This is a genomic window from Lacinutrix undariae (assembly GCF_052934785.1).
Genome location: NZ_CM128809.1, coordinates 359,184 through 383,658 on the forward strand (window position 1 = coordinate 359,184; position 24,475 = coordinate 383,658).

Genomic DNA, 24,475 nt, shown 5'->3' on the forward strand with positions numbered 1-24,475 from the left:
AAAATTCCGCTTTTTGTTTTCGAGTTTGAGTAAATTCAAACGTTTTGATTCCGCAAAGATTTTCAATTCCGTTTGATTGGTAATTCGCGAGAGAGTGTTTCGAAAAGTTCAGTTTTCACAAACTTGCTAAATTCCAAATTTGAGTGAGTTCCGCAAAGATTTTTATTCAGAATTTGAGTGGATTTTTACGTTTTCAATTCACTTTATTTCAGATTTCAGATTTTTCTGAGCAATTGATTATAACGTCTCCGTATATGAAACGTAGCGTGTAAAAAGACACTTTCGTTTCGGATTATACACGAGCCGATTTTTTATTTTTTCTATTTATCTTTAATTTTCTAAATATACAAAAATAAAAAATTGGCGGACTTAACAAATAAGCAAAAACCTCTCGGAAAGCCTGTAATAGCTATGTTTTATATACATTGTTGTGCATAGTGCTTTTCACGTTCAGCTTGGTTTTCCGATGTTTTTTGTTTAGTTCAGATGTGAGCGTTGGCAAGACATACTCTTTTACAGTTTTGGCGAAGCTTGGATGATGCGACTGTAAATGTGTATGGCTTAAGCGTTGGCATTTCGGTTATCGATTTTTCAATTTAGCACCAAATTTTTACGCAATGTTACTCAATCCCAATTCATTTTCTGTAATCTAACTGCATTTAAAATTGCTAAAAGTGCCACACCTACATCTGCAAAGACCGCTTCCCACATTGTAGCTAATCCACCTGCTCCTAAAATCAACACAATCACTTTCACTCCAAATGCCAAGCCTATATTCTGCCAAACAATTTTTCGAGTGGAACGACCTATTTTTATTGCTCTGACCACTTTTGAAGGTTGGTCGGTTTGAATAATAACATCTGCGGTTTCAATTGCAACATCACTTCCTAAACCACCCATTGCAATACCAACATCACTTGCTGCTAAAACTGGTGCATCATTTATTCCATCGCCAATAAATGCAATTTTGTTTTCTGGATTTTTCTTTAATATTTCTACTTCATTCAATTTGTCTTCGGGCAATAATCCACCTTTGGCTTGTTTGATATTTAATTCGGATGCTACTTTTTGGGTAATGGAATCTTTATCGCCCGAAAGCATCATAATAGTTGTTATTCCTATCTTACGTAAATTAATAATTGTTTCTTTTGCATCTTCCTTTAATTCATCTGCAATAACTACATAACCAGCAAATTTATCATTTATAGCAACTAAAACAATGGATTCTACAATCGAGTTGGTTTCTTTTGCGACTTCAATTTTATTGGCAGTCATTAAAGCCTTATTTCCAACTAAAACAGATTTTCCGTTTACGATTCCTTTTAAACCCTTTCCTGCGATTTCTGATACATCGGAAGCTTTAAAATCTGCGCCTTCTGCTTTATATTCCAAAATGGCTTTGGCAATTGGATGTGTGGATTGTTCCTCCATTGCCATTAGGTATTTCATAAATTCGGTTTCTTCCCAACCGATTGCTTTTACCTCTTTAATTTTGAAAACGCCTTTTGTAACTGTTCCAGTTTTATCCATAACCAGCGTGTTTATTTTGGTCATAGCATCAAGGAAAGATGCACCTTTAAATAAAATTCCATTTTTTGAAGCTGCTCCCAATCCACCAAAATAACCCAACGGAATTGAAATTACCAACGCACAAGGACAAGAAATTACAAGAAATATCAAGGCACGATACAGCCAATCTCTAAATACATAATCATCCACAAAAAAGTAAGGTAAAAACGTAACTCCAATTGCCAAGAACACAACGATTGGTGTGTAAATACGTGCAAATTTTCTAATGAACAATTCGGTTTTTGATTTTCTGGCTGTGGCATTTTGTACCATATCGAGAATTCTTGCAATGGAACTATCTTTAAATTCTTTAGTGGTTTCAATTTCAATCACACCATCGAGATTAATACTTCCTGCAAAAACTTTTTCACTTTTGGCAATCGTATTAGGTTTGCTTTCGCCTGTTAAAGCTGCTGTGTTAAACGAACCTTTATCAGAAAGTAAAATACCATCTAATGGCACTTTTTCGCCAACACGAACTTGTACTTTTTCGCCAATTTCTACAGTTTCAGGATTAACCGAAATAAAATCATTATTTCTATACACCAAAGCCTCGTTTGGTCTTACGTCGAGCAACGCTTTTATGTTCGATTTTGCCCTATTGACTGCTGCATTTTGAAACAATTCGCCAACTGCATAAAATAACATAACCGCAACACCTTCGGGATATTCGCCAATAATGAATGCGCCAATTGTGGCAATTGACATTAAAAAGAACTCTGTAAAAACATCGCCTTTTTTTATGCTATTCCAACCTTCTTTTAAAACTGGAAATCCAACTGGTAAATAAGCGATGCTATACCAAATAATGCGAATCCAATCTTTAAAAAATGCAACATCAAAGTAATCTAAAGCAATACCAACAATAAGTATTATGAAGCTTACTATTGCTGGAATATATGCCTTAAAATTATTCGGTTTACTTCCGTGATTATGACCATCATCGTGACTGTGTTCTTTTTCAGAATTTGGATTTAGGTCTTTTAAATTAAGTTTTTTCTTTTTCATTTATATTCAATTATATTGTAAAAATGCTTAAAAAATAAGTGCAATGGAAGTGCATTTATTGACCACTACATTTATCGCAAATACCTTTTACTACCAAATTTATATCTTCGGAAATAAACCCGTTTGGCACTTTAATCTGTGGGATTTTATGTTCTGTTAAACAAACGGTTTCATTGCAATTATTGCAATGGAAATGTAAATGTAAATCGGTTTCAATTTCGCAATTACAACCTTTTTCGCAAAGTGCATATTTGGTAATTCCTGTGCCATCATCTATTTGATGAACGATTGCTTTTTCTTCAAATGTCTTTACCGTTCTGTACAAAGTTGTTCTATCTGCTTTTTCAAAAGCGTTTTCAATATCGCTTAATGTTACCGCTACTTGCTTTTGTGCAAGAAACTTATAAATAAGTAATCGCATTGCCGTAACTCGTATATCTTTTGACTCTAATAATTGTTCTATTGTTTGCATAATTAATGTGCGTGTTCTGCTTCGCCCTTTTTCATTTCTGCAATTAGGTAGTACGCATTGTTATAAGCAAACTTTGTATTTGTTGCTATTTCTTCGGAAAATTGAATTGCTACCCAATCGCCATCTTTATCTCCCAAAATAACCTCAATTGGTTTAAAACTCCAATCCACATTTTCTTTTTCAACTGAAAACACATAAAATTTGTCGCCTTCTTTTACAATAGCACTTTCTGGCAATGCCATTGTTTTAGTGCTTTCTGTCTGTATTCTACCTTGAATGTACATTCCTGGAATTAAATTTCCTTTTTTGTTTTCAATTTCTGCGTGAACGTGAACCGCTTTGGGGTTATCCTCAAAAGTTTTGCTTACTGAATATATTTCTGCACTCAATTCATCATCTTCAATAGATTGTATATTAAAGGTAACTTTTTGACCTTTTTTTACTTTGTAAACGTCTTTTTCAAAAACCATTAAATCTGCGTGAACGTGATGCGTATCTACAATTTCAAAGAGTTCGGTTTGTGGTTCAACATATTGTCCTGTTTTCACTTCCACCTTTTGCACATAACCTTCAATGGGACTGCGTAATGCCACACGTTGCGCTATCGTACCATTTGCGACTGAATTTGAATTAATATTCAACAATTTTAACTGTGCTGCCATTCCATTAACCATAGCTTTTGATGCGTCATATTCTGCTTCTGCTTTTTGAAAATTTGCACCAGAGCCTACACCTGCATTATATAATTTTTGTTGTCGTTCATAGTTTTTCTTTAGAAAAGTGCTGTTGCTATACGCATTCAAATAATCGGTTTGCATTTGTATAATATTGGGATGTGAAAGGTATGCAACAACTTGACCTTTGTTTACTTTGTCGCCTTCAATCACTTCAATAGAAACCACATTTGCACCAACAACCGAAGTCATGGCAGCTTCATTTTGTGGTGGCACTTCCAAAGTTCCGTTTGCTTCTACATAGCCACTCATATTGCGTGAGGTAATGGTGTCAATTTTCATTTTTAAGGCTTCAAATTGTTGTGATGATAACATAACTTCTTCTCCTTCGTGATGTTCTTCTTTAGGATTAGTACTGGTTTCCTCATCGTGTGCGTGTCCATCTTCTTCATTGTGATTTTCTTTGTTGCCACAAGAGGCAGCTGAAAATGACAATATTAAAATTGTCAAGATGATATATAGTGTGTTTTTCATAGTTCTAATTTTTAAAATATTGTAATTCAAAAGTGCTTTCTAAATAATTTGCCAAAGCTGTTTGTGCTTCAATTTCGCTCTGAATAGCTTCTTTTATAAGTTGTGTAAATGCCGAATAATCAATCTCGCCTTCTTTGTAAGCGAATAATGCGCCTGTTTTTTGGTCTTTTGTAAGTGGTAATACTTGTTCTTTATAAAAGAGCCACGATGTTTTCCACTTTAGATAGTTTTCTTTGGCTTGAATAAATTTAGATTCAACTTCGTTTTGTCTGAATTGAATATTAGTTTCGGCAATTTGTTTGTCAATTTTTGCAGTTCTAATATTCGCTTTTGTTGTGCCAGATAGAAATGGAATTGATATACCAGCTTGATAGGTGTAAAAACCAGAATTACCATTTACGTTTTGCAAACCACCTTGAAGATTGAATTTGGGTAGATTTTCGGCTTTTGCAACTTTGTAATTTGCTTCTGCTTCATCTATTTGAATTTGCGCAAGGTTATATAAAGGATGTTCTTTTGCATTGAAATCGTTTATATCAATTTCATTAGTGATATCCAATTCGTCTGGTACGTTATAAAATTCATCCGAAACGAGCCATAGATTCAACTGCTGTAATGCAATTAGATAGTTGCTCTTTGTTTGCAAAAACTTGTTTTGAATTTGTAAAGCTTGGTTTTTAGCTGCGGAATATTCCAGTTTCGAAATGGCTTCCACTTCATAATTTAATTCCACCGCTTTTTCAAAATTGGTGTAAATGGAATCCAATGCTGCATACAGATTATAATTTTGTTTACTCTGAAAGGCATTTGACCACGCTTTTTTAACTTCCAATTCCAATTCTAATTCTGAAAGTTGAAAGGCTTTTTGCGCTAATAAAATACGCTGCTCCTGTAATTTTCGTTTTGGCGCAATACCAAAGACATCAATATTTGATTGTCCAATACCAACTGTGGTATAAATTCCTGTTCCATTATTGATTTCTTCGCCACCTGTAAAAATTTGAGTTGTGCCAAAATCATAAGCGGTACCTTTTAATTGTTGCTGTTTTTCAATTTCCAACTGCCTTTGTTTTAAACTTGGATAGTTTTCTTTTGAAATCTTTACAGCTTCATCCATTGAAACAGTCGGCAACGTATCATTTACTTGTTGTGCATTTCCTGTTATTGGCAATAAGAACAAAAATGCTACCATTGCAGTAACTGTTACCACTTTTTTATTAGGTCTAAACGTGAACGATTTATTTTCCACCCAATGATATAAAATTGGTAAAACGAATAAGGTTAATAATGTAGATGTCAACAATCCACCAATAACTACTGTTGCTAAAGGTCGTTGTACTTCTGCGCCTGCTGATGCTGAAATTGCCATTGGTAAAAATCCCAAAACATCTGTAAAAGCAGTTAGCATAATAGGTCTTATTCTTCGTTTTGTACCTTCAATAATTCTGTCTTTAAGATTGGTAACGCCTTCATCTTTTAGCTCGTTTAATCCGCTAATCATTACCAAGCCATTTAAAACAGCAACACCAAACAAGACAATAAAACCGACACCTGCCGAAATGCTGAAAGGCATATCACGTAACCACAATGCAAAAACACCTCCAATGGTTGCCATTGGGATAGCGATGTAAATCATTAAAGTTTGTGGAAGTGATTTTAGTGCAAAATAGATTAACACAAAAATCAGCAGTAGCGCAATTGGTACAACGGTTTGTAAACGGTTGCTTGCACGTTCCAAATTTTCAAAAGCACCACCATACCGAATAAAATATCCTGATGGCAGTTCAAGGTTGGCATCCAGTTTTGATTTAATTTCAGTTACCAACGATTTTACATCACGACCTCTCACGTTAATACCTACGTAGGTTCTTCGGTTGGTATTATCTCTACTTATTTGCATTGGACCAGCTTTGTAGCTGATGTCTGCAACTTCACGTAGCGGAATTTGAGTTCCTGATGGTAAATTGATATACAAATTCTGAACATCTGAAATATCTTTTCGGTTTTGGGAATTTAAACGCACCACCAAATCAAAACGTTTTTCGCCTTCAAAAATAACGCCTGCTGTTCCACCTGCAAATGCAGATTGTACGATTTGGTTTAAAGTATTTATTTGAAGTCCGTATTGTGCTAATTTACTTCGGTTATAGGTAATTGTCATTTGTGGTAAGCCTGTGGTTGCTTCCGCTTTCATATCGCCAATACCTTCAGTTCCTGCGATTATTTTGGTAATTTCTTCTGCTTTTTGTGACAGTATATTTATATCTTCTCCATAAATTTTTATGGCAATATCTTCACGGACACCTTCGAGTAATTCATTAAAACGCATTTCTATGGGTTGGGTAAATTCATAGTTTACTCCAGGAATTATCTCAACTGCTTTCTTTATTTCTTCAATGAGTTCATCTTTTGTCGAAACAGTAGTCCATTCGCTTTTAGGTTTTAGGATTACGAAAACATCTGCTAAATCCATTGGCATTGGGTCGGTTGGAATTTCGGCAACACCAATTTTACTGACTATTTTTTCAACTTCAGGAAATTTCGCTTTTATAATTTGCTCAACTTTAGTTGTTGTTTCTATAGTTTCTGTAAGTGAACTGCCAGGTTTTAAAATGGCGTGAAAAGCAATATCGCCTTCATCGAGTTGTGGTATAAATTCGCCACCCATTTTGCTGAACGTAAACAAAGCAATTCCAAAGAGAACTACCGAAATACTTATTATTAGTTTTCCTTTAGATAAAGATTTTTCTAATAAAGGTTGGTATTTACGTTCTACCCAATGCACAAATTTATCTCCATAAGATTTTTTATCAGATTTTGGTGCTCGCAGAATTAATGCAGACATCATTGGCACATACGTTAAACAAAGTACCATTGCGCCAATCATTGCGAAAATGAACGTTAATGCCATTGGCTTAAACATTTTACCTTCAATCCCTTCCAAAGCTAAAATGGGAAGGAATACAATCAATATGATAAGTTGCCCAAAAAACGCAGCGTTCATCATCTTTTTTGATGCGCTGGAAGCGACGCCATCACGTTCTTTAGATGTCAATTTTTTCTTCTTATAGAGTTGGGAAGCTATTAGGAAAACGGTGCTTTCTACAATAATTACAGCACCATCAACAATAATCCCGAAATCTATTGCGCCCAAACTCATTAGGTTTGCCCAAACATCAAAAACATTCATTAATATAAATGCGAATAATAAGGATAATGGAATCGTTGAAGCTACTATTAAACCACCTCGCCAATTTCCTAAAAGGAAAATAAGAACGAAAATTACTATTAAAGCACCTTCAATAAGATTGGTTGAGACGGTTGATGTGGTTTCTGCAATTAGTTTACTTCGGTCTAATAAGGGTTCGATGGTAACACCTTCTGGTAAGGACTTTTCAATTTGAGCAATTCGGGTTTTTACATTTTTAATTACTTTGTTTGAATTGGCACCATTTAGCATCATAACCATTCCGCCAACCACTTCGCCATCGCCATCTTGCGTCATTGCACCATAACGGATTGCAGCACCATATTGAACTGTCGCAATGTCGCCAACGGTAATGGGAATGTTGTTTAAATTCTTTATAGTAATACTTTTAATATCCTCCAAACTACGCACCAAGCCTTCTCCACGAATAAAATTAGCTTGATGGTTTTTTTCGATATATGCACCACCTGTATTTTGGTTGTTGGCTTCCAAAGCTTCAAAAACATCGGTAATTGTTATTCCAATTGCCTTTAATTCGTTTGGGTCAACAGCAACTTCGTACTGCTTGATTTTACCACCAATGGCGTTAACTTCAACAACACCTTCTACCATTGCCATTTGGCGTTGGATAATCCAATCTTGCATCGTTCGCAAATCTGTAATGGAATATTTGTCTTTATATTCTGGATTTACTTTAAGTGTGTATTGGTAAATTTCTCCCAATCCCGAAGATATTGGACCCATTGTTGGTTTGCCAAAACCATTTGGGATTTCTTCCTTGACTTCGTTTAATTTTTCAGACACTAATTGACGAGGTAAATATGTTCCCATAGCATCATCAAAAACTATGGTTACAACAGATAAGCCAAAGCGCGAAATAGAACGGATTTCCTTGACATCAGGCAAATTACTCATTGCAACTTCTACAGGATAGGTTACAAATTGCTCAATGTCCTCTGTTCCTAAATTTGGTGCTTGTGTAATGACTTGTACTTGATTGTTGGTAATGTCTGGAACAGCATCAATTGGTACTTGGGTCATACTCCAAATACCTGCTGCCACAATGGTTAGCGTTAGCAAACCAATAATGAATTTGTTATTGATTGAAAAATCAATGATTTTATTAATCATATAAAAGGTGTTAATTCAGTTAAACATATCATTTTGCGCGAAGCGCAAAATAAAAGCGAAGCAACGCTTGCATTAAAAAGCGTTACGTTTGGATATAGATATCCTTAAAAAAAACTGAATTATGCCCTTGGTGGCTGTAAAATGGAAGTGGTAAAATCTTTTTCTGTACCGTTTAGGTGTAGAAAATCTTGAGTAGAAATAAGAGTTATATCGAGTGTTAAATCTGCAAAGTGCAAATATGTTGCGCTAATATGGCAACATTGACAAATACAAAAAGGGGAACATAAATCTGAATCTTGGTGCTGATGGTCATTATCCATAGCTTGTGAGATTTCAGTTTTAACATCATTATCAGACACAACGTAATCTGCACAAGGTGTTAGATTAAGTGCGAAAATGTAAATTGACAATATGAATGCTAAATGTTTCATTGATGCAAATATATGAATTTATTAATGCAATGGTGTTGCAAAGATGTTCATTGGTTTGTTCGGATTTGTGCGGTGGGAAGAAACAGCTCTTTTATTTTTTTGTGCGTTGGCTTATGTGGTTGGAAAAAATGAATGTGCTGTTTGAGCGTTGGCTTTTTTAGTTCAAATGTTCGATTTTAGCACGATTTCCGCATTATGCACAACGTGTTTGTATATGGTTTGTTGCGTGTTTAAGAACGTAATTTAGCAAATAAAAACCGAATAGAAAATCCGCGAGGGTTTTCGTAAGCAGGCTAGAACCAGCAATAAATTATATACGGCTTAAGTTTGTTTTTTATTAAATTAGATACATAATTAGAAAAGACAAAAGAGAGGAATAAGGTTATTATATACGCAGAGACTACAGATCTCGTCAACATTGAAAATCCCCTCTCTTTTACTACACAGATTTCGTACAGTTCTATGAGGCTTTAGACCTCGATTTTAAGTCGTTGAAACTCGCGTAGCTTGTCCTTTCAAAAAACATTTCTTATGAATAAAGATATAAAATATTTTGGACTTGACATCAGTCATTTAGTTTTTGATGTTACAGATTCCCAAGGGAATTATTACCAGTTTAAAAATAGCATTTCGGGCTTTAAAAAGTTCGTAAAACTGTTAGATTTTAATAGCCATTGTGTGATGGAAGCCACAGGTTATTATCATTACCAATTGGCCTATTATTTACAAGAAGAAGGCATTAAAGTTTCGGTAGAAAATCCATTATCGGTAAAACGATTTATTCAGATGAAACTATCAAAAATTAAGACAGATAAAAGCGATTCGAAACTAATATGTGAGTATGCTAAACATGTAGAATTAAAGCTATGGAAAGGCAACTCAAAACATCAATTAGAATGTCTTCAAATGACCAGACTCCTTTCTGTGTATACAAAACAAAGCACCATGCTTAAAAATAAACTACATGGAGAAGCTGTTTTAGGCAATCCAAGTAAAGCAGTTGTGAGCTCCTTAAAACGAAATTTAAAACAGGTTCAGAAAGAGATGAAAACGATAGAAGATAAATTACTTATTTTGGTAAAAGAAGCACATCAAGATGTTTTAACTCGCTTAAAAAGTATTCCAGGAATAGGTCCTAAAACATCCCTAATGCTAGTTGTTCTAACGGATGGTTTTGATCGCTTTACAAGCGGCAGTGAATTGTGTAGTTACGCAGGTTTAACTCCCGTGATTCGGCAAAGTGGAAGTAGCGTAAAAGGACGTCCGAGAATTAGTAAAATAGGAAATCAAAAACTTCGAAATTTATTATTTATGTGCAGTTTTAATGCGTGTAAATACAACCATGCTTGCAAAGCAATTTATGAGCGATTGGTAGCCAAAGGAAAGAGTAAAAAACTAGCCTTAATTGCGGTTTGTAATAAGCTGCTAAAACAGGCTTTTGCTATCGCGAAATCAGGATTAACATATGATAACAATTACAGAAGTGTTTTAGTGAGAAATTAATGAGTTTTTACTTGTTTTTTACCACAGTACTTTGTTGTGCATAGTGTTTTATCCGTTTTCAATTCCATTGTTATTTAATCCGTTCCGTTTTTTATTCCGTTTTATTATTAAGAAAGGTATTAGTATTCCAATTGCGATTGTTAATGTCGAGTATAGAAAAAATGGTTCTCTTAATAAATATTGAGGTATTAATGGATTATTAGGTTTTCCGATAAAAGTCAGCAAGTAAAGTCCAATAGCAATTGTTATTAATGTGCATATCAGAATAGTTAAGATATCTTTAATTAAATCTGCTATTTTAAATTCGTTCCGACTTGAGTTAAAAAACATTCCGAAAACAGGAATAGAGGAAATCGTTAAATAGTCAATATTACTAAAGGAAAGTCCGAAGAAATATCCAGTAATATTTTGCAGAGAATCATTAAGACCAAAAGGATTTATTATTCCAAGAAAAAATAATAAAAAAATCAAAGTAGAAATTCCGAAAATTCCATATTTTATTTTATTCGGTATTTTATTCAATTTAGTTCGATTTTTCAGGGTTAGTTTACATTATGCACAACGTTTATGTATAAGAATAGTTGCGGGTTTGTATGCGAGGATTTTCCGAAGGAAAATCAGACGTTACAAACACGCAACGACCTTTGATTAAGCACTAAACCGCAATTATTTTTATACGGTGTTGTGCCCAGTTTTTATTTTTTCAATCAGTTTGTCAATCCGTTCATTTCTACACCAAGCTGTTCGGTCAAAATTAATTTCGTGAACAGTTTTATCGTCATTCAAAATGTGCAAAATTCTCTGTTTTCCAAAGAGTACATCTTTGGATTTGTAAAACTTATACGATAGATTTTTATAATTATAGTAATTATCTTTTTCTTGATTATTTGCTAGATTAACTGTTTTTATATTCAGTTTTTGGTCAGAATCATTAAAGTCAATTTTGAAGACTTCTCCGAGCGTATATTTTTTCCTAATTCGGTAAATGAACCAAATGATAACAGATAGTGAAATTAAAATGCTAAAAATAAAAGCATTTTCCGCAAGAAATTCAGCCACAGGATTAATTCTCGTTGCTCGTCCGTTTGCAATTAATAAAGGTATTGCAATCCAGCTTGCTAAAAAGAGAACAATAAATAAGACAATATATTTAATTCCGATTGTCAAATAGTTCAAATCGGAACTAGGTTTTTCTATTTCGTAACTGTCTTTCATAAATTGGGCACAACGTTGTTGTATATGGTTTGTTGCGTGTTTCAAGCAACCAATTTAGTAAATAATTACCGACCAAGAAAGTCCGCGAGGACTTTCGTAAGTAGGCTAAAACCAGCAATAAATTATATACGGTGTTGTGCGTTCGTACTTTTTAACCCAAAAGTACAGGAATATCGTTTCCGCTAATTCCCTCCATTTGAATTGCAACAGTTCCCATTTTAAAAGCAAATTTTATATCTTTTCCAGCTCCTAATGCAGAATAGAAACCTACTGAAAAAGCTATTGCTGCTTTATCATTTACTGATTTTTTCATTCCTATAACAAATGGAATATGTTTCGCAATTTCTCTGGCTTGAGATTCTGAATAGCAAGAATTTAAAACAACACATTTAATATTTTCTTTAAATAAATCAAATAATCCACCAATTGCATTGTTTTCTATAAGTTTTGAATTTCCTAAAGAATCTTCAACTGCAATTCCTGTGACGTGACCGTGTCCTGAAAAATGAACAATTGTTGGATTTTCATCGAGCATAGCTTGTTGTAATGATTTGGTTGTAATTGCCCATTTAGATTTTAAATCAAATGATTCTCTTAAAGTCGCCATTTTTAAACCAATTTCTATGTCTCTTAATTCTTCGTCAAGTCTTAATCTCACTTCATCTATTGGACTTGCTCCTAAAAATAGAATCTTGATGATGTCTCCTATATTTTGATTTTGATTTAATTTACCTTTTAAAATTTCAATTTCAGAAAGTGAATCATCGTATTTCGCCGTTATATTTTCGTAATCTTTCAGTAATTGATTGTATTCAGGTATTAGTTCATTCCATTTCTTCAATAAATTAACATATTTCTCTTTAAATTCCTGTTCAGAAATTTCCAGTTTCTCTTGGTCAATAATATGAAAGTCATTTATGAATTCAATCCAACCTTTTATTGTCTGTCTGAATGTTGTTTTGCATTTTACGATTTCTTCTGGTTTGTCAAAAATTGGTGTACTTAAACCTATAACAGTCATAGAAGGTGTACTTGCCAGTCCAAATATAGCTTCTATGTCAATTTTTAATCTACTTTTCAAAGCTTTCAAATCGGTTTGACTATTATCTACTTCCGATAGTCTCTTTTCAAGTAATTGTATTGCTCTGTTTAAAGGTATTTTTATCATTTAGTTCGATGGTTTTTTGTATGACGCACAACGTGTTTGTGTATGATTAGTTGCGTGGTTTAGCAACTAAATTAGTAAACTTTTACGAACCTGAGAATATTCCGCAGGAATATTCCAGATGAGCAGGAACAAAGCAATTAATTATACACGGTGTTGTGCGTAGGCTTTTCTTTCAGATTATTGATTTCAGTTATTAATTCCACTTTTTGATTTTCGGTCAATTCATTAAATAATTTTATCTTTTTTCCTTTATAGTCAAATATTATTTCTCCCATTATGTGACTAAAAAGCAATTTCCTATTTAGAGCGATATTCCGCAATGTTTTGTCATAAGTCGATAATGAGTTTTCGTGTATTTCATTCCGAACGTTTTTCACGTGTAGCAATTCAAAAGTTTGTGTTTTAGTTAGAAAAGTTCCTTTTTTAGTTAATGTCATTTTTCCATTCTCAATCCGTAATTCTTGTCGTCCATTAATTAGCCACAAAAATTGTCGTAATCCGATAGTCGCAACAATTGGATGAACAACAAAAAAAACAATTATAAATCCCGTTGTAATTTTAGTTCCGTTTGTATACCACTCTATAAATCCAGAAAAAAATAGTAAACAAGAAAACAATGTAAATCCTAGGGCAAGAAATGTGTTTTTCGAGTTATTCGATGCGAACAAGCTATTGCTTTTTGGTAAGCACACAAACTTTTCCCTATTCAGACCAAAAGTGAAAATTCGGCTGTATTGGTATTGAAAATTTAATGCTTTATTCTTAATGTTCATTGGTTAGTTCAGCTTGTTGCCAACGGTTAGTATATGAAAATTAGGGCATAAAATAAGCACTATATTTCGGGTTTAACACTTAGCTAAATATAAATATTTTGTTTTTAATTTTCGTTTAAATTCCAAATTTTATATTTAGCGGACTTTGTAAATAAACACAGAACTTTGGAGTTAGCACAAAAGCCCTATTTTTTATATACATTGTTGGCAGTAGTTTTATTTACCTACAGGATCCCCAAAATACATTAATTCCCAAACCGCTTTGTTACTGGTGTGCTTCTCTATTAATTTACCTGATTTGTAAACTCTTATTTCTGCTTTTCCAGTAAATCTAAAATATGCAGGATCAATACTAGTAAGCATTTTTGCAAGTTTGAATTTAAGCCCATTACCGACTGATGCCGAAATTAAATCTACTTCAACAATAGTTTTTTCTCTAAAAAGTGAATATTCATACCTGTATTCAGTTTGAGGATCATTATAAACAAAAATTAAATCGTCACTTACATCTTTTTTTAATGTTGGATGCTCCTTACCATAAGTTCTATATAGAGTTACTAATTCACCATCATCAACAACTGTTTCGCCATCCTTAGAAATATTAAAAGTAATTATATTGTCATTATTAAATTCTTTTTCTGATATCATTTCTGAAGCAATTACGTTATAAGGACCAATTTCAGCTCTTGACCAATACCAATGGTTAAAAATTTTCATCATAGAGAAATTTCCCCAATTATGGTCATGGTAGGCAGAACCAACTGTTTTTGTTGTTACACCTTTGTAATCATATTCAATTTCCATTTCACCTTGAGGTACAGATACTACCCAATTGAATTCTTTGCTTTCGTCAGCACCAAATACCATATGTCCTGTTTTTGGTCTCCAGCTTTGCGTAGTTCTTTTTATTACGGCTGTTAAGTTTATATCTTCATTTTCAATATGAATTTTGTATTCCTTTAGGTTTCCTTCTGCATAACTATTACCCATCTTAACATTACACGAATCTTTTGAAGCGAAAAAATCTTCTGGGTCACAGTAAATTTTTTCTGATATTTTACTACCATCAGCTTTATCTATACTAACCGTCAAGTATGGATTAAAAGGTTTTTTTATGTCGGTCATGAACTTGGTGTAAAACGTCATTACAACAGTACTCCCATCATGCAAATGAGCATCAAAATACCACCATTCATAGCTTCCTTTATCTCCGGATGTTCTCATTCCGTCTTCCCATTTTTCAGGAATATTACCTTCTATTAAGTTTCTTTTGTTATAGTCATTGCTAATTTTTGCTAAGTTCTGACTGAATAAAAAAGTAGAAAAAAGAAGTGTTATAAGTGTAAGGCTGATTTTATTTTTCATTTTAATTTGAGTTAAATTGTGATCTATAGTTTTTGTAAAGCACAAAAATAAATGTAATTTATTTGAGTTTGATGAAACTAATTTCATGTTTCAACTAGTACGTTTTATTTTACTTAACCATTGGGGTGTAACTCCCATAAATTCTGCTATATACTTTGAGGGAACATTTTTAGTAATTGGACCGTGTTCTTCTAGGAGGTAATCGTATAATTTATCTTTGGGAAGACCTATTAATTTAGACTTTATTTGATTTATAAAAATGAGAGCTTCTATAATATGCGTATTACAAAATTTATCAAAAGATTTATGTTTCAAACTTAATTTTTCTATTGTATTTCTATGAAATTCAATTACTTGGGAATTTTTAAATGCTTTTATTTGCGTATCAGAAGGTTTCTTTGAAAAATAACTTTCTGGTTGCGTCATAAATGGATGATAATTGTCAATATGGAACGAAGTTGTTCTAAATTTTGATTTATTATCATCAAAATACTGACTTATAAATCCACCTTTGATTACTATATAGATATATTTACTATGTTCTCCAACATTAAGAATATTTTCGTTTTTTTTGATTTCAATTTGTTTACCATTCAAATTTATCTCTTGAATTAAATCTTCTGATAGACCGTATTTAATAGCATATTTTATAAGGTTTTTCATTTTTTTTAATTACTGCCAACGTGATTGTGTATGGTTAGTTGCGTGATTTAAGGAACTAAGTTAGCAAATAAATCACAGATAGAATATTCCGCAGGAATGTTCGTAAGTAGGCTTAAAACAAGCAATTAATTATACACGGTGTTGGCAATCTGGCTTTTATTTTTTTAGTTCTTTTTTATATAATTCCGCTATTTTTTTTCTGTCGGTTTCGTTTTTCAATATATTCTGTAACCACATTTGAGGCTGTTCAGTTGCGCTTTTATATTCCTTGTCTTTATATTCATTAAATTCAGAAAAGTCAAACCAATTCTTTTTGTTAATGTGCTGAAGTGAATAAACAGCCATTTCTCCATTTGTTGCTCCAAAAAATGGGCAAGTATGGACTTTCGTTTTAGTTGTGTCAGAAAGTTTGGTAATTAGAAATTCAGTCAGTTTTCCTTTGTCGTTCTCTGAGAATTTTTTCCATTCCGTTTCGCTGAAAACTAGTGGTTTTTCTTCTCTTTTAAATTCCTTTTCATTTATGTACTGTTCTCCACCTAAACAACCACCTTTCTCGAAAACTAAAACATTCCACAATTCAGATATAGAGTCAATTTGCGTTATTTCAATCAGTCCGGTTTTCTCAATTTAAGCAATTTCCGTTTTTAATTCCGATTGATTTTTACACGAAATCAAAGTTAAAATCAAAAATAATAAGTTCAATGTGTTTTTCATTTTTTGGTTTATCTCAATTGTGATATTCAGTATTTTGTTTACAAATTTGAAAATATTGAAAGTAAAGTCATAATTAGAAATATTGGATATCCAATAATTGAAAAATAGTATTGATAATTTTTATGCTCCTTGTTTTTTATACTCAAGATAGTAAATACAATTCCAACAATTAAAATCAGATTTGCAACAAGAGATAAAATTCCAATATTCTGTTCAAATCTGCCAACATCGTGTAATCCAACAGCAAAATTTATTACGAAATATGCTACTAATACATTAATTATTATCAAATATATAAGTAATCTAAAAGACCATTTTTTGTATTTCGTTTCTTTCATTTTGTTTTCATCCGTTTTGAGTGAGTGCTTGTTGCCAACGTGTTTGTATATGATTTGTTGCGTGGTTAAGTACGTAATTTAGCAAATAAAAACCGAATAGAAAATCCGCGAGGGTTTTCGTAAGCAGGCTAGAACTAGCAATAAATTATATACGGTGTTAGCAAATCGTTTTTATTCTAATAATTCTACATAAACGTTGTTAGTTGAAAGTTTTGTGTCCAACGCAAAATAGTTTCTATTCAGAAGTAATTTTTCAGAAGTTGAATCTATTTTAATAAAACGTAAGTCCATTACAAAACCTTCAAATCCATAGTTTTCAAAATTTTTATAGTTAAATTCAAACGTGCTTTTTTGTGATTTAATTTCTTTAACAATTACAGAATCGTTTTCTTTTTGTAGAAAAACTAATGTTATTTCTCTTGAACTAATTTTTGATTTAGGAATACTATCAGCAGGCGAGTAAATACTGATTTTCCCTTTCAGAATTGAGTCTTTTTTATTTCCAGTAATATTGAAATCAAAAAATTTACTTTTAGAACTATCTATCACTCCTTTTTTGTAAAAAAGCCAAGTATTCCAAAAGGTATCTAGTTTTTTAGAAACATATGCTTCGTTTTCTCCAACTAATTCGCCATTGTCATAATAAGGAATATTAATTCTTTGGTAACGTTTAGAAGTGTCAATTTCTGTTTTATTCAGAGTGACTTTTTCAGTTTTTAAGTCCGTTGACTTTTTACATGAGATTAGGCAAAAAAATAATAGTATGTATGTGATTTTGAGGTTGTTCATTAAATGTTTGCTAACGTGTTTGTGTATGATTAGTGGCGTGTTTAAGCACCTAATTTAGCAAATAAAAACCGAATAGAAAATCCGCGAGGGTTTTCGTAAGCAGGCAAGAACTAGCAATAAATTATATACGGCTTAAGTTTGTTTTTTATTAAATTAGATACATAATTAGAAAAGACAAAAGAGAGGAATAAGGTTATTATATACGCAGAGACTATAGATCTCGTCAACATTGAAAATCCCCTCTCTTTTACTACACAGATTTCGTACAGTTCTATGAGGCTTTAGACCTCGATTTTAAGTCGTTGAAACTCGCGTAGCTTGTCCTTTCAAAAAAACATTTCTTATGAATAAAGATATAAAATATTTTGGACTTGACATCAGTCATTTAGTTTTTGATGTTACAGATTCCCAAGGGAATTATTACCAGTTTAAAAATAATAGTTCGGGCTTTAAAAAGTTCGTAAAACTGTTAGATTTTAATAGCCATTGTGTGATGGAAGCCACAGGTTATTATCATTACCAATTGGCCTATTATTTACAAGAAGAAGGCATTAAAGTTTCGGTAGAAAATCCATTATCGGTAAAACGATTTATTCAGATGAAACTATCAAAAATTAAGACCGATAAAAGCGATTCGAAATTAATATGTGAGTATGCTAAACATGTAGAATTAAAGCTATGGAAAGGCAACTCAAAACATCAATTAGAATGTCTTCAAATGACCAGACTCCTTTCTGTGTATACAAAACAAAGCACCATGCTTAAAAATAAACTACATGGAGAAGCTGTTTTAGGCAATCCAAGTAAAGCAGTTGTGAGCTCCTTAAAACGAAATTTAAAACAGGTTCAGAAAGAGATGAAAACGATAGAAGATAAATTACTTATTTTGGTAAAAGAAGCACATCAAGATGTTTTAACTCGCTTAAAAAGTATTCCAGGAATAGGTCCAAAAACATCCCTAATGCTAGTTGTTCTAACCGATGGTTTTGATCGTTTTACAAGCGGCAGTGAATTGTGTAGTTACGCAGGTTTAACTCCCGTGATTCGGCAAAGTGGAAGTAGCGTAAAAGGACGTCCGAGAATTAGTAAAATAGGGAATCAAAAACTTCGAAATTTATTATTTATGTGCAGTTTTAATGCGTGTAAATATAACCATGCTTGCAAGGCAATTTATGAGCGATTGGTAGCCAAAGGAAAGAGCAAAAAACTAGCCTTAATTGCGGTTTGTAATAAGCTACTAAAACAGGCTTTTGCTATCGCAAAATCAGGATTAACATACGACAACAATTACAGAAGTGTTTTAGTGAGAAATTAATGAGTTTTTACTTGTTTTTTACCACAGTACTTTGTTGTGCGTTCGTTTTTTTTATTCGGTTAATAATTTCAATTCCTAAATATTCTTTTAATTTCGGAAATTTATATCTATAATATTCATTCCAATAACTTGCTATTCGACTTTCGGTCTGTTCCCAATATTTTGGATTTTCATTTTTGAATTCTTTATAAAATTCCAATGTATCGTTATTTACTTTTTTGTCAATAATCGGAAACAATTCATAAATATATTCTCCTAATAATTGCACTAAAAAAGGTGTTTTCCATTTTTCTGGTTTTCCAGATATTTTATTTAATCTTTTCTCTCTTATAAATCCATTATGATGTCTGGTAAAAAAACAATTCAAAATATCTTTCTGTTTTTCGGTCAGTTGATTTTCGTTTTGTGATTTTGGTTCGTCAAAATAAATTCTTCCTGGGATTTTTAATATTTCTCCACTTACTTTTACATTGTAAGTATCAGAACTTATTAAATCAAATTTGTATTTACTTTCTAAAGGAATAATGCTGAAAACTTTTATAACATCTGACTTTAGATTTTTAGGGAAAGAATCTATAATTATTTTCAGATAATCAGGTTTCATTTTCTTAATTTATTTTTGTTTTCGTTCTGCTCTTAAATGACGCACAACGTGTTTGTATATGGTTTGTTGCGTGTTTAAGAACGTAATTTAGCAAATAAAAACCGAATAGAAAATCCGCGAGGGTTTTCGTAAGCAGGCTAGAACCAGCAATAAATTATATACGGTGTTGTAAAACGTTTTTTATTAATTTCGTTTCATAGGAAGTTCTAAATCCGACGTAACTTATTTCTTTTAATTTTATCTTTTCATTATCAGTCCATTTTGAATCTTTATCAATTAATTTTAATTCAATCGAACTGTCATTAATCGATAATACTTTACCTACGAAATAAGAATCTTCGTCATCGTAAGTATAAATTGCTATAAGTTCAGACATTAAGTGCTTTAAAGATGACTTTAAATCGCTGAAATTCTCAATATTGATTGATTTAAGCAGTTCCGTAGAGTTGTCATTTTTTAATTCGGCATAATCTTCTTTTTCCCAAACACGATATTTTTCAAAATCCTTGTTTTTAAGTATTGAAAACCCGTCAAATTCGGCAGTCTCGTCATTAAAATTCAGAAGCAGTACTATTTCAGAATTAGCAATTAAACAAATTCCGCTATAGACTTTGTCCCAATTCGGTGCAGTATCAATATCTATTACTAATTTTTGTTTAATAATGTCTTTCAAAATTCAGGATTCTATTGATTTTTTTCTTTTATAAAATTTAATCCTTTCTCTGTTAGGGAATGATATCTAACGTTGTTTTCTCTTTTAGTGAATTCAATGTAGCCATAGTTCACTAAACACGTTACTAATACTCCAGCTTCAACGTGGTCTTTATATTTAAAATCTTTATTATTTCTAACATATTCATAAGCCATTGACGCAATGTCAAAAGGATAATCTTCGTTTAAATATTTCCAGTTTTTATTCCAAAAAACTAAAGCTTCTTCTTTAAATTCCTCGTCTGTCCAAATCATTGATAATGTTTCTGTTAAATGTTTTACAACGTGTTTGTATATGGTTTGTTGCGTGGTTTAAGCAACTAATTTAGTAAATAATTACCGACCAAGAAAGTCCGCGAGGACTTTCGTAAATAGGCGAGAAGCCAGCAATAAATTATATACGGCTTAAGTTTGTTTTTTATTAAATTAGATACATAATTAGAAAAGACAAAAGAGAGGAATAAGGTTATTATATACGCAGAGACTATAGATCTCGTCAACATTGAAAATCCCCTCTCTTTTACTACACAGATTTCGTACAGTTCTATGAGGCTTTAGACCTCGATTTTAAGTCGTTGAAACTCGCGTAGCTTGTCCTTTCAAAAAAACATTTCTTATGAATAAAGATATAAAATATTTTGGACTTGACATCAGTCATTTAGTTTTTGATGTTACAGATTCCCAAGGGAATTATTACCAGTTTAAAAATAATAGTTCGGGCTTTAAAAAGTTCGTAAAACTGTTAGATTTTAATAGCCATTGTGTGATGGAAGCCACAGGTTATTATCATTACCAATTGGCCTATTATTTACAAGAAGAAGGCATTAAAGTTTCGGTAGAAAATCCATTATCGGTAAAACGATTTATTCAGATGAAACTATCAAAAATTAAGACCGATAAAAGCGATTCGAAATTAATATGTGAGTATGCTAAACATGTAGAATTAAAGCTATGGAAAGGCAACTCAAAACATCAATTAGAATGTCTTCAAATGACCAGACTCCTTTCTGTGTATACAAAACAAAGCACCATGCTTAAAAATAAACTACATGGAGAAGCTGTTTTAGGCAATCCAAGTAAAGCAGTTGTGAGCTCTTTAAAACGAAATTTAAAACAGGTTCAAAAAGAGATGAAAACGATAGAAGATAAATTACTTATTTTGGTAAAAGAAGTACATCAAGATGTTTTAACTCGCTTAAAAAGTATTCCAGGAATTGGACCAAAAACATCCCTAATGCTAGTTGTTCTAACCGATGGTTTTGATCGTTTTACAAGCGGCAGTGAATTGTGTAGTTACGCAGGTTTAACTCCCGTGATTCGGCAAAGTGGAAGTAGCGTAAAAGGACGTCCGAGAATTAGTAAAATAGGGAATCAAAAACTTCGAAATTTATTATTTATGTGCAGTTTTAATGCGTGTAAATATAACCATGCTTGCAAGGCAATTTATGAGCGATTGGTAGCCAAAGGAAAGAGCAAAAAACTAGCCTTAATTGCGGTTTGTAATAAGCTACTAAAACAGGCTTTTGCTATCGCAAAATCAGGATTAACATACGACAACAATTACAGAAGTGTTTTAGTGAGAAATTAATGAGTTTTTACTTGTTTTTTACCACAGTACTTTGTTAGCATACGTTTTAATTTAACGATATGTTGATTTTTGCCAATATAGGTAAAACATTATTTTTATATTCTATGTACTCATCTAGGTTTACACCCCAAACTCCAATATCATTTTCATTCGTGTGTGAAATAGAGTTTTGATTCCTCCTTTCAAAAAAGTTAGAAATGAAATGTATTTCATCACCATCAAAATGCTCGTCTGACATTTTTAGCCTAATATCAGAAGCTTTTTTTGATTCTCCAGAAAAATATGCTCTCTCAAATAAGGACTGAAATTCATTTAATAAATGATTAAAACAAACATTATAATTAAGCAAAAGCTCATTTATTCTTCTCAATTTTATTTGTTGAGTTAAAGGAATTGAATCATTTAAATTTAGAAAACTAGTATTATATACTGGACTAAATGCAGATAGGTTGTTACTAGAATCTAAAGAATTAATTATTAAATTAAGGTATTCTAAATCATAGATATCATTAACTTTTATAGCTAATAAGATTGGAAGTATCTCGTTTTTGTATTTGGTAAAATCTGTTATTAAATTAGCTTTGATTTCGTTTGTGTTTTCTGATATTAGAAAAGTTATTTGGTGAAAAAACTTGTCTAAAATTGTCAATTTTTGTGTAGTACTTCCGGTTGACTCTAAGTTTGTTTTTATAAGTTGAAATAATGAATCTCTTCCTTCTTGTGCCAAAGTCATTAAGTGAAAAAACACTTTAGGCTTGATAAGGATAAAATCTAAGGCTTGAATATTGTCGAAAATCTTAGACTCTTTGATTTTTTGAATTGCTTCATCACTTTTTGAGTAGGATAAACAAGCTTTTAGTATGAGAATATAATTTAGGTAAGCTGATTCTTTTGTGTCAATACTTAATTGGGGCAATTCAGTAGATTGACTTTTTAGTTTTTCGATTATAGAAATGCACTCGTCAAATATTTCTGGGATTTTCTTGTCCTGAATTTCTATACTTAGAATAGAATCTTTGTATAAATCTTCGAGGTCAAATTCAAGATCAAACGGACTATCCAAACTACTAGCATTTAAAAATTCAAGTTGACTATCGTTATCGGATATGCAAAATCTGTCACATTTAGAGCTACTCACTGAAAGATTTAATTTATTGATTAAATATTCAGAGAAATCATTTTCAATATCATATATTTTTTGTCTTACATCTTCTAATGAAGTTGAGCTATCTTCTTCAAAAATTAGATAAAAATCATCAACGTATCTTATATAACTGAAATTTGAATCTTGTAGGTATTTGTCCGCAACATATTGGTCAAATCTTGAGAAGTATATTGAGCTTAAAAAACTTGATATTAAATTTTGATTTGATACTGGTAACCCTAAATTATTTTGCTGAAAAAAGCGAAGTAGAGTCACAATAGATTCTTTGGTTATTTCATTAAAGTTTAGCTTTTGCTTTAAGGTTGGTGTACAATTTGAATCAATTAAATCAAATAGAATTTTATGGTCAATTGTATAGAAAAAAGATTTAATGTCAAGAGAAATTGCATATTTTACCTTTCCTTCGATTGGTTTTGTTAAACTTTCTTTTAAACCAATAAATTCTTTATAATCTTCATAATAGAAAATTTTAGAGTTTGTTGGGTTTTCGAAATTTAATCTACCACCATAAAAAACATCGATTTTTTTAGATTTATTAATTTCTCTGTCTAACCCAATTTTTTTGTCTAACAACTCTCTGACGTACATTCCTAAAGCATAGTATGTTATTAAAGATGAGAGAGATAAATAATGAAACTCTCTTGTTTTATAAGCTCTTTGTACACCAAAATATTTTTTTGAATAAAATTTATTTTCAAAATAATAAAGAGAGTCTCTTTTGATGTAGTCTTTATAAAACTCTGAAACATTAATTGTGTCGATTTCAGATTGACGATACAGTGTGAAATCTAGATTGTTATATAGTGGGCTTGTCTGTTTTAATTGTTTCTTTAAAAGAAGAACAGATTTCTCAAAATGATGTTCTTTTAAAAAATGCCCTAGATGAAATTCTCTTGCCATATTTTTTTTTAATGTATGCTAACGTTTATGTATAAGAATAGTTGCGGGTTTGTATGCGAGGATTTTCCGAAGGAAAATCAGACGTTACAAACACGCAACGACCTTTGATTAAGCACTAAACCGCAATTATTTTTATACGGTGTTGGCAATAGTATTTTTTATTCAGTTAGATTTTCCGTTATAGTTTTCAGAGTTTCAATTTTTGGTATTTCCGTGATTTTAGATTCTCCATCTATTGAGTAAAATTCCAATTCAGTCGGCATTTGGTCAGTTCCGAATAGAGATATTCCAATTAGTTCTCCGTTTTTACCTTTTCCAGCGTAATCTATTATTAAATTTCCTTTTTGAATTTCCGAGTCAAATGTTTTTCCAAACATTATAGTCGGACATTTTCCACAACCACATCTCGCAATAACTTTCAGATTTCCGATTAAATTAGTCCATTCCGATTTTTCTTTCCCAAACAGATAAGTCAGAAATTCAATTTCGGATTTTGTTAATTCTCTTGTATCTGGAATACTGTATTTCATTTAGAAACTAATTTTTTTCCTTTTGTAATCCATATTATTGGACCAATAATTCCAATCATTGAAATCAAAATCCAAGTTGTCTTGTTTCCATTAAATTCTTTTGTTAA

The 24,475-nt window shown here is 31.9% G+C and carries 21 protein-coding genes; 3 read left to right on the forward strand and 18 right to left on the reverse strand.

The genetic code is table 11. The annotated features are described in order from the left end of the window. Positions 1–624: 624 nt before the first annotated feature. The 5 genes from ACU4C5_RS01685 to ACU4C5_RS01705 form a co-directional block, all read right to left on the reverse strand. A complete protein-coding gene (locus ACU4C5_RS01685; RefSeq protein ID WP_117881267.1) occupies positions 625–2,577 on the reverse strand; it encodes a heavy metal translocating P-type ATPase in 1,953 nt (650 codons plus the stop codon). Positions 2,578–2,632: 55 nt separating this feature from the next. After that, complete coding sequence (locus ACU4C5_RS01690; protein WP_117881269.1) at positions 2,633–3,049, reverse strand: Fur family transcriptional regulator; 417 nt, start codon at positions 3,047–3,049, stop codon at positions 2,633–2,635. A 2-nt stretch (positions 3,050–3,051) separates the two neighbouring features. Beyond that, complete coding sequence (locus ACU4C5_RS01695) at positions 3,052–4,257, reverse strand: efflux RND transporter periplasmic adaptor subunit (protein ID WP_249989748.1); 1,206 nt, start codon at positions 4,255–4,257, stop codon at positions 3,052–3,054. A gap of 4 nt (positions 4,258–4,261) precedes the next feature. Further along, on the reverse strand, positions 4,262–8,596 hold the full coding sequence (locus ACU4C5_RS01700) for a CusA/CzcA family heavy metal efflux RND transporter (protein WP_446845328.1): 4,335 nt from the start codon (positions 8,594–8,596) through the stop codon (positions 4,262–4,264). Positions 8,597–8,715: 119 nt separating this feature from the next. Beyond that, positions 8,716–9,027: a DUF6660 family protein gene (locus ACU4C5_RS01705; protein WP_136583794.1), complete on the reverse strand. Its 312-nt coding sequence runs from the start codon at positions 9,025–9,027 to the stop codon at positions 8,716–8,718. Positions 9,028–9,558: 531 nt separating this feature from the next. On the opposite strand from ACU4C5_RS01705, the gene ACU4C5_RS01710 reads away from it, so the two are divergent. Beyond that, positions 9,559–10,530, forward strand: coding sequence for an IS110 family RNA-guided transposase (locus ACU4C5_RS01710; RefSeq protein ID WP_446845324.1), 972 nt, complete (start codon positions 9,559–9,561; stop codon positions 10,528–10,530). A gap of 48 nt (positions 10,531–10,578) precedes the next feature. On the opposite strand, the gene ACU4C5_RS01715 is transcribed toward ACU4C5_RS01710, so the two are convergent. The 8 genes from ACU4C5_RS01715 to ACU4C5_RS01750 form a co-directional block, all read right to left on the reverse strand. Next, the gene (locus ACU4C5_RS01715; protein WP_446845329.1) at positions 10,579–11,052 is read right to left on the reverse strand and encodes a hypothetical protein; all 474 of its coding nucleotides are present in this window, start codon (positions 11,050–11,052) and stop codon (positions 10,579–10,581) included. Between the two features lie 150 nt (positions 11,053–11,202). Then, a complete protein-coding gene (locus ACU4C5_RS01720; protein WP_446845326.1) occupies positions 11,203–11,745 on the reverse strand; it encodes a hypothetical protein in 543 nt (180 codons plus the stop codon). Between the two features lie 151 nt (positions 11,746–11,896). Then, on the reverse strand, positions 11,897–12,913 hold the full coding sequence (locus tag ACU4C5_RS01725; RefSeq protein WP_446845330.1) for a CHAT domain-containing protein: 1,017 nt from the start codon (positions 12,911–12,913) through the stop codon (positions 11,897–11,899). A gap of 137 nt (positions 12,914–13,050) precedes the next feature. Continuing rightward, the gene (locus ACU4C5_RS01730) at positions 13,051–13,686 is read right to left on the reverse strand and encodes a hypothetical protein (RefSeq protein WP_446845331.1); all 636 of its coding nucleotides are present in this window, start codon (positions 13,684–13,686) and stop codon (positions 13,051–13,053) included. Between the two features lie 216 nt (positions 13,687–13,902). Next, positions 13,903–15,051: a hypothetical protein gene (locus ACU4C5_RS01735; protein WP_446845332.1), complete on the reverse strand. Its 1,149-nt coding sequence runs from the start codon at positions 15,049–15,051 to the stop codon at positions 13,903–13,905. Between the two features lie 90 nt (positions 15,052–15,141). Next, positions 15,142–15,714 (reverse strand): Crp/Fnr family transcriptional regulator, encoded by a 573-nt coding sequence (locus tag ACU4C5_RS01740; RefSeq protein WP_055436620.1) that lies wholly within the window; start codon positions 15,712–15,714, stop codon positions 15,142–15,144. Between the two features lie 156 nt (positions 15,715–15,870). Next, entirely contained in the window at positions 15,871–16,290 is a 420-nt protein-coding gene (locus tag ACU4C5_RS01745) for a hypothetical protein (RefSeq protein WP_446845333.1), read from the reverse strand. Positions 16,291–16,937: 647 nt separating this feature from the next. Then, positions 16,938–17,555 (reverse strand): hypothetical protein, encoded by a 618-nt coding sequence (locus ACU4C5_RS01750; protein ID WP_446845334.1) that lies wholly within the window; start codon positions 17,553–17,555, stop codon positions 16,938–16,940. Positions 17,556–17,898: 343 nt separating this feature from the next. Between ACU4C5_RS01750 and ACU4C5_RS01755 the strand changes: the two genes are divergently transcribed. Further along, on the forward strand, positions 17,899–18,870 hold the full coding sequence (locus ACU4C5_RS01755; protein ID WP_446843784.1) for an IS110 family RNA-guided transposase: 972 nt from the start codon (positions 17,899–17,901) through the stop codon (positions 18,868–18,870). 7 nt (positions 18,871–18,877) lie between these two features. On the opposite strand, the gene ACU4C5_RS01760 is transcribed toward ACU4C5_RS01755, so the two are convergent. From ACU4C5_RS01760 to ACU4C5_RS01770, 3 genes are all read right to left on the reverse strand, one after another. Next, the gene (locus ACU4C5_RS01760) at positions 18,878–19,474 is read right to left on the reverse strand and encodes a hypothetical protein (protein WP_446845335.1); all 597 of its coding nucleotides are present in this window, start codon (positions 19,472–19,474) and stop codon (positions 18,878–18,880) included. A 154-nt stretch (positions 19,475–19,628) separates the two neighbouring features. Beyond that, positions 19,629–20,147: a hypothetical protein gene (locus ACU4C5_RS01765; RefSeq protein WP_446845336.1), complete on the reverse strand. Its 519-nt coding sequence runs from the start codon at positions 20,145–20,147 to the stop codon at positions 19,629–19,631. 11 nt (positions 20,148–20,158) lie between these two features. Continuing rightward, positions 20,159–20,440 (reverse strand): hypothetical protein, encoded by a 282-nt coding sequence (locus ACU4C5_RS01770; RefSeq protein ID WP_446845338.1) that lies wholly within the window; start codon positions 20,438–20,440, stop codon positions 20,159–20,161. 361 nt (positions 20,441–20,801) lie between these two features. Here ACU4C5_RS01770 and ACU4C5_RS01775 point away from each other — a divergent pair, with 361 nt between their 5' ends. Then, on the forward strand, positions 20,802–21,773 hold the full coding sequence (locus tag ACU4C5_RS01775; RefSeq protein ID WP_446845339.1) for an IS110 family RNA-guided transposase: 972 nt from the start codon (positions 20,802–20,804) through the stop codon (positions 21,771–21,773). A 46-nt stretch (positions 21,774–21,819) separates the two neighbouring features. Here ACU4C5_RS01775 and ACU4C5_RS01780 read toward each other — a convergent pair whose 3' ends face one another. After that, the gene (locus ACU4C5_RS01780; protein ID WP_446845340.1) at positions 21,820–23,838 is read right to left on the reverse strand and encodes a reverse transcriptase domain-containing protein; all 2,019 of its coding nucleotides are present in this window, start codon (positions 23,836–23,838) and stop codon (positions 21,820–21,822) included. Positions 23,839–23,996: 158 nt separating this feature from the next. After that, positions 23,997–24,368 carry a hypothetical protein gene (locus ACU4C5_RS01785; protein WP_446845341.1) on the reverse strand — a complete coding sequence of 124 codons (372 nt, stop codon included), beginning with the start codon at positions 24,366–24,368 and terminating at the stop codon, positions 23,997–23,999. Positions 24,369–24,475: the final 107 nt, after the last annotated feature.

Bases quoted from the DNA above. Each gene is read 5' to 3' on its own strand.
- ACU4C5_RS01685 (WP_117881267.1), bottom strand. From the start codon at position 2,577: ATGAAAAAGAAAAAACTTAATTTAAAAGACCTAAATCCAAATTCTGAA.
- ACU4C5_RS01690 (WP_117881269.1), bottom strand. From the start codon at position 3,049: ATGCAAACAATAGAACAATTATTAGAGTCAAAAGATATACGAGTTACG.
- ACU4C5_RS01695 (WP_249989748.1), bottom strand. From the start codon at position 4,257: ATGAAAAACACACTATATATCATCTTGACAATTTTAATATTGTCATTT.
- ACU4C5_RS01700 (WP_446845328.1), bottom strand. From the start codon at position 8,596: ATGATTAATAAAATCATTGATTTTTCAATCAATAACAAATTCATTATT.
- ACU4C5_RS01705 (WP_136583794.1), bottom strand. From the start codon at position 9,027: ATGAAACATTTAGCATTCATATTGTCAATTTACATTTTCGCACTTAAT.
- ACU4C5_RS01710 (WP_446845324.1), top strand. From the start codon at position 9,559: ATGAATAAAGATATAAAATATTTTGGACTTGACATCAGTCATTTAGTT.
- ACU4C5_RS01720 (WP_446845326.1), bottom strand. From the start codon at position 11,745: ATGAAAGACAGTTACGAAATAGAAAAACCTAGTTCCGATTTGAACTAT.
- ACU4C5_RS01725 (WP_446845330.1), bottom strand. From the start codon at position 12,913: ATGATAAAAATACCTTTAAACAGAGCAATACAATTACTTGAAAAGAGA.
- ACU4C5_RS01730 (WP_446845331.1), bottom strand. From the start codon at position 13,686: ATGAACATTAAGAATAAAGCATTAAATTTTCAATACCAATACAGCCGA.
- ACU4C5_RS01735 (WP_446845332.1), bottom strand. From the start codon at position 15,051: ATGAAAAATAAAATCAGCCTTACACTTATAACACTTCTTTTTTCTACT.
- ACU4C5_RS01740 (WP_055436620.1), bottom strand. From the start codon at position 15,714: ATGAAAAACCTTATAAAATATGCTATTAAATACGGTCTATCAGAAGAT.
- ACU4C5_RS01750 (WP_446845334.1), bottom strand. From the start codon at position 17,555: ATGAACAACCTCAAAATCACATACATACTATTATTTTTTTGCCTAATC.
- ACU4C5_RS01755 (WP_446843784.1), top strand. From the start codon at position 17,899: ATGAATAAAGATATAAAATATTTTGGACTTGACATCAGTCATTTAGTT.
- ACU4C5_RS01760 (WP_446845335.1), bottom strand. From the start codon at position 19,474: ATGAAACCTGATTATCTGAAAATAATTATAGATTCTTTCCCTAAAAAT.
- ACU4C5_RS01770 (WP_446845338.1), bottom strand. From the start codon at position 20,440: ATGATTTGGACAGACGAGGAATTTAAAGAAGAAGCTTTAGTTTTTTGG.
- ACU4C5_RS01775 (WP_446845339.1), top strand. From the start codon at position 20,802: ATGAATAAAGATATAAAATATTTTGGACTTGACATCAGTCATTTAGTT.
- ACU4C5_RS01780 (WP_446845340.1), bottom strand. From the start codon at position 23,838: ATGGCAAGAGAATTTCATCTAGGGCATTTTTTAAAAGAACATCATTTT.
- ACU4C5_RS01785 (WP_446845341.1), bottom strand. From the start codon at position 24,368: ATGAAATACAGTATTCCAGATACAAGAGAATTAACAAAATCCGAAATT.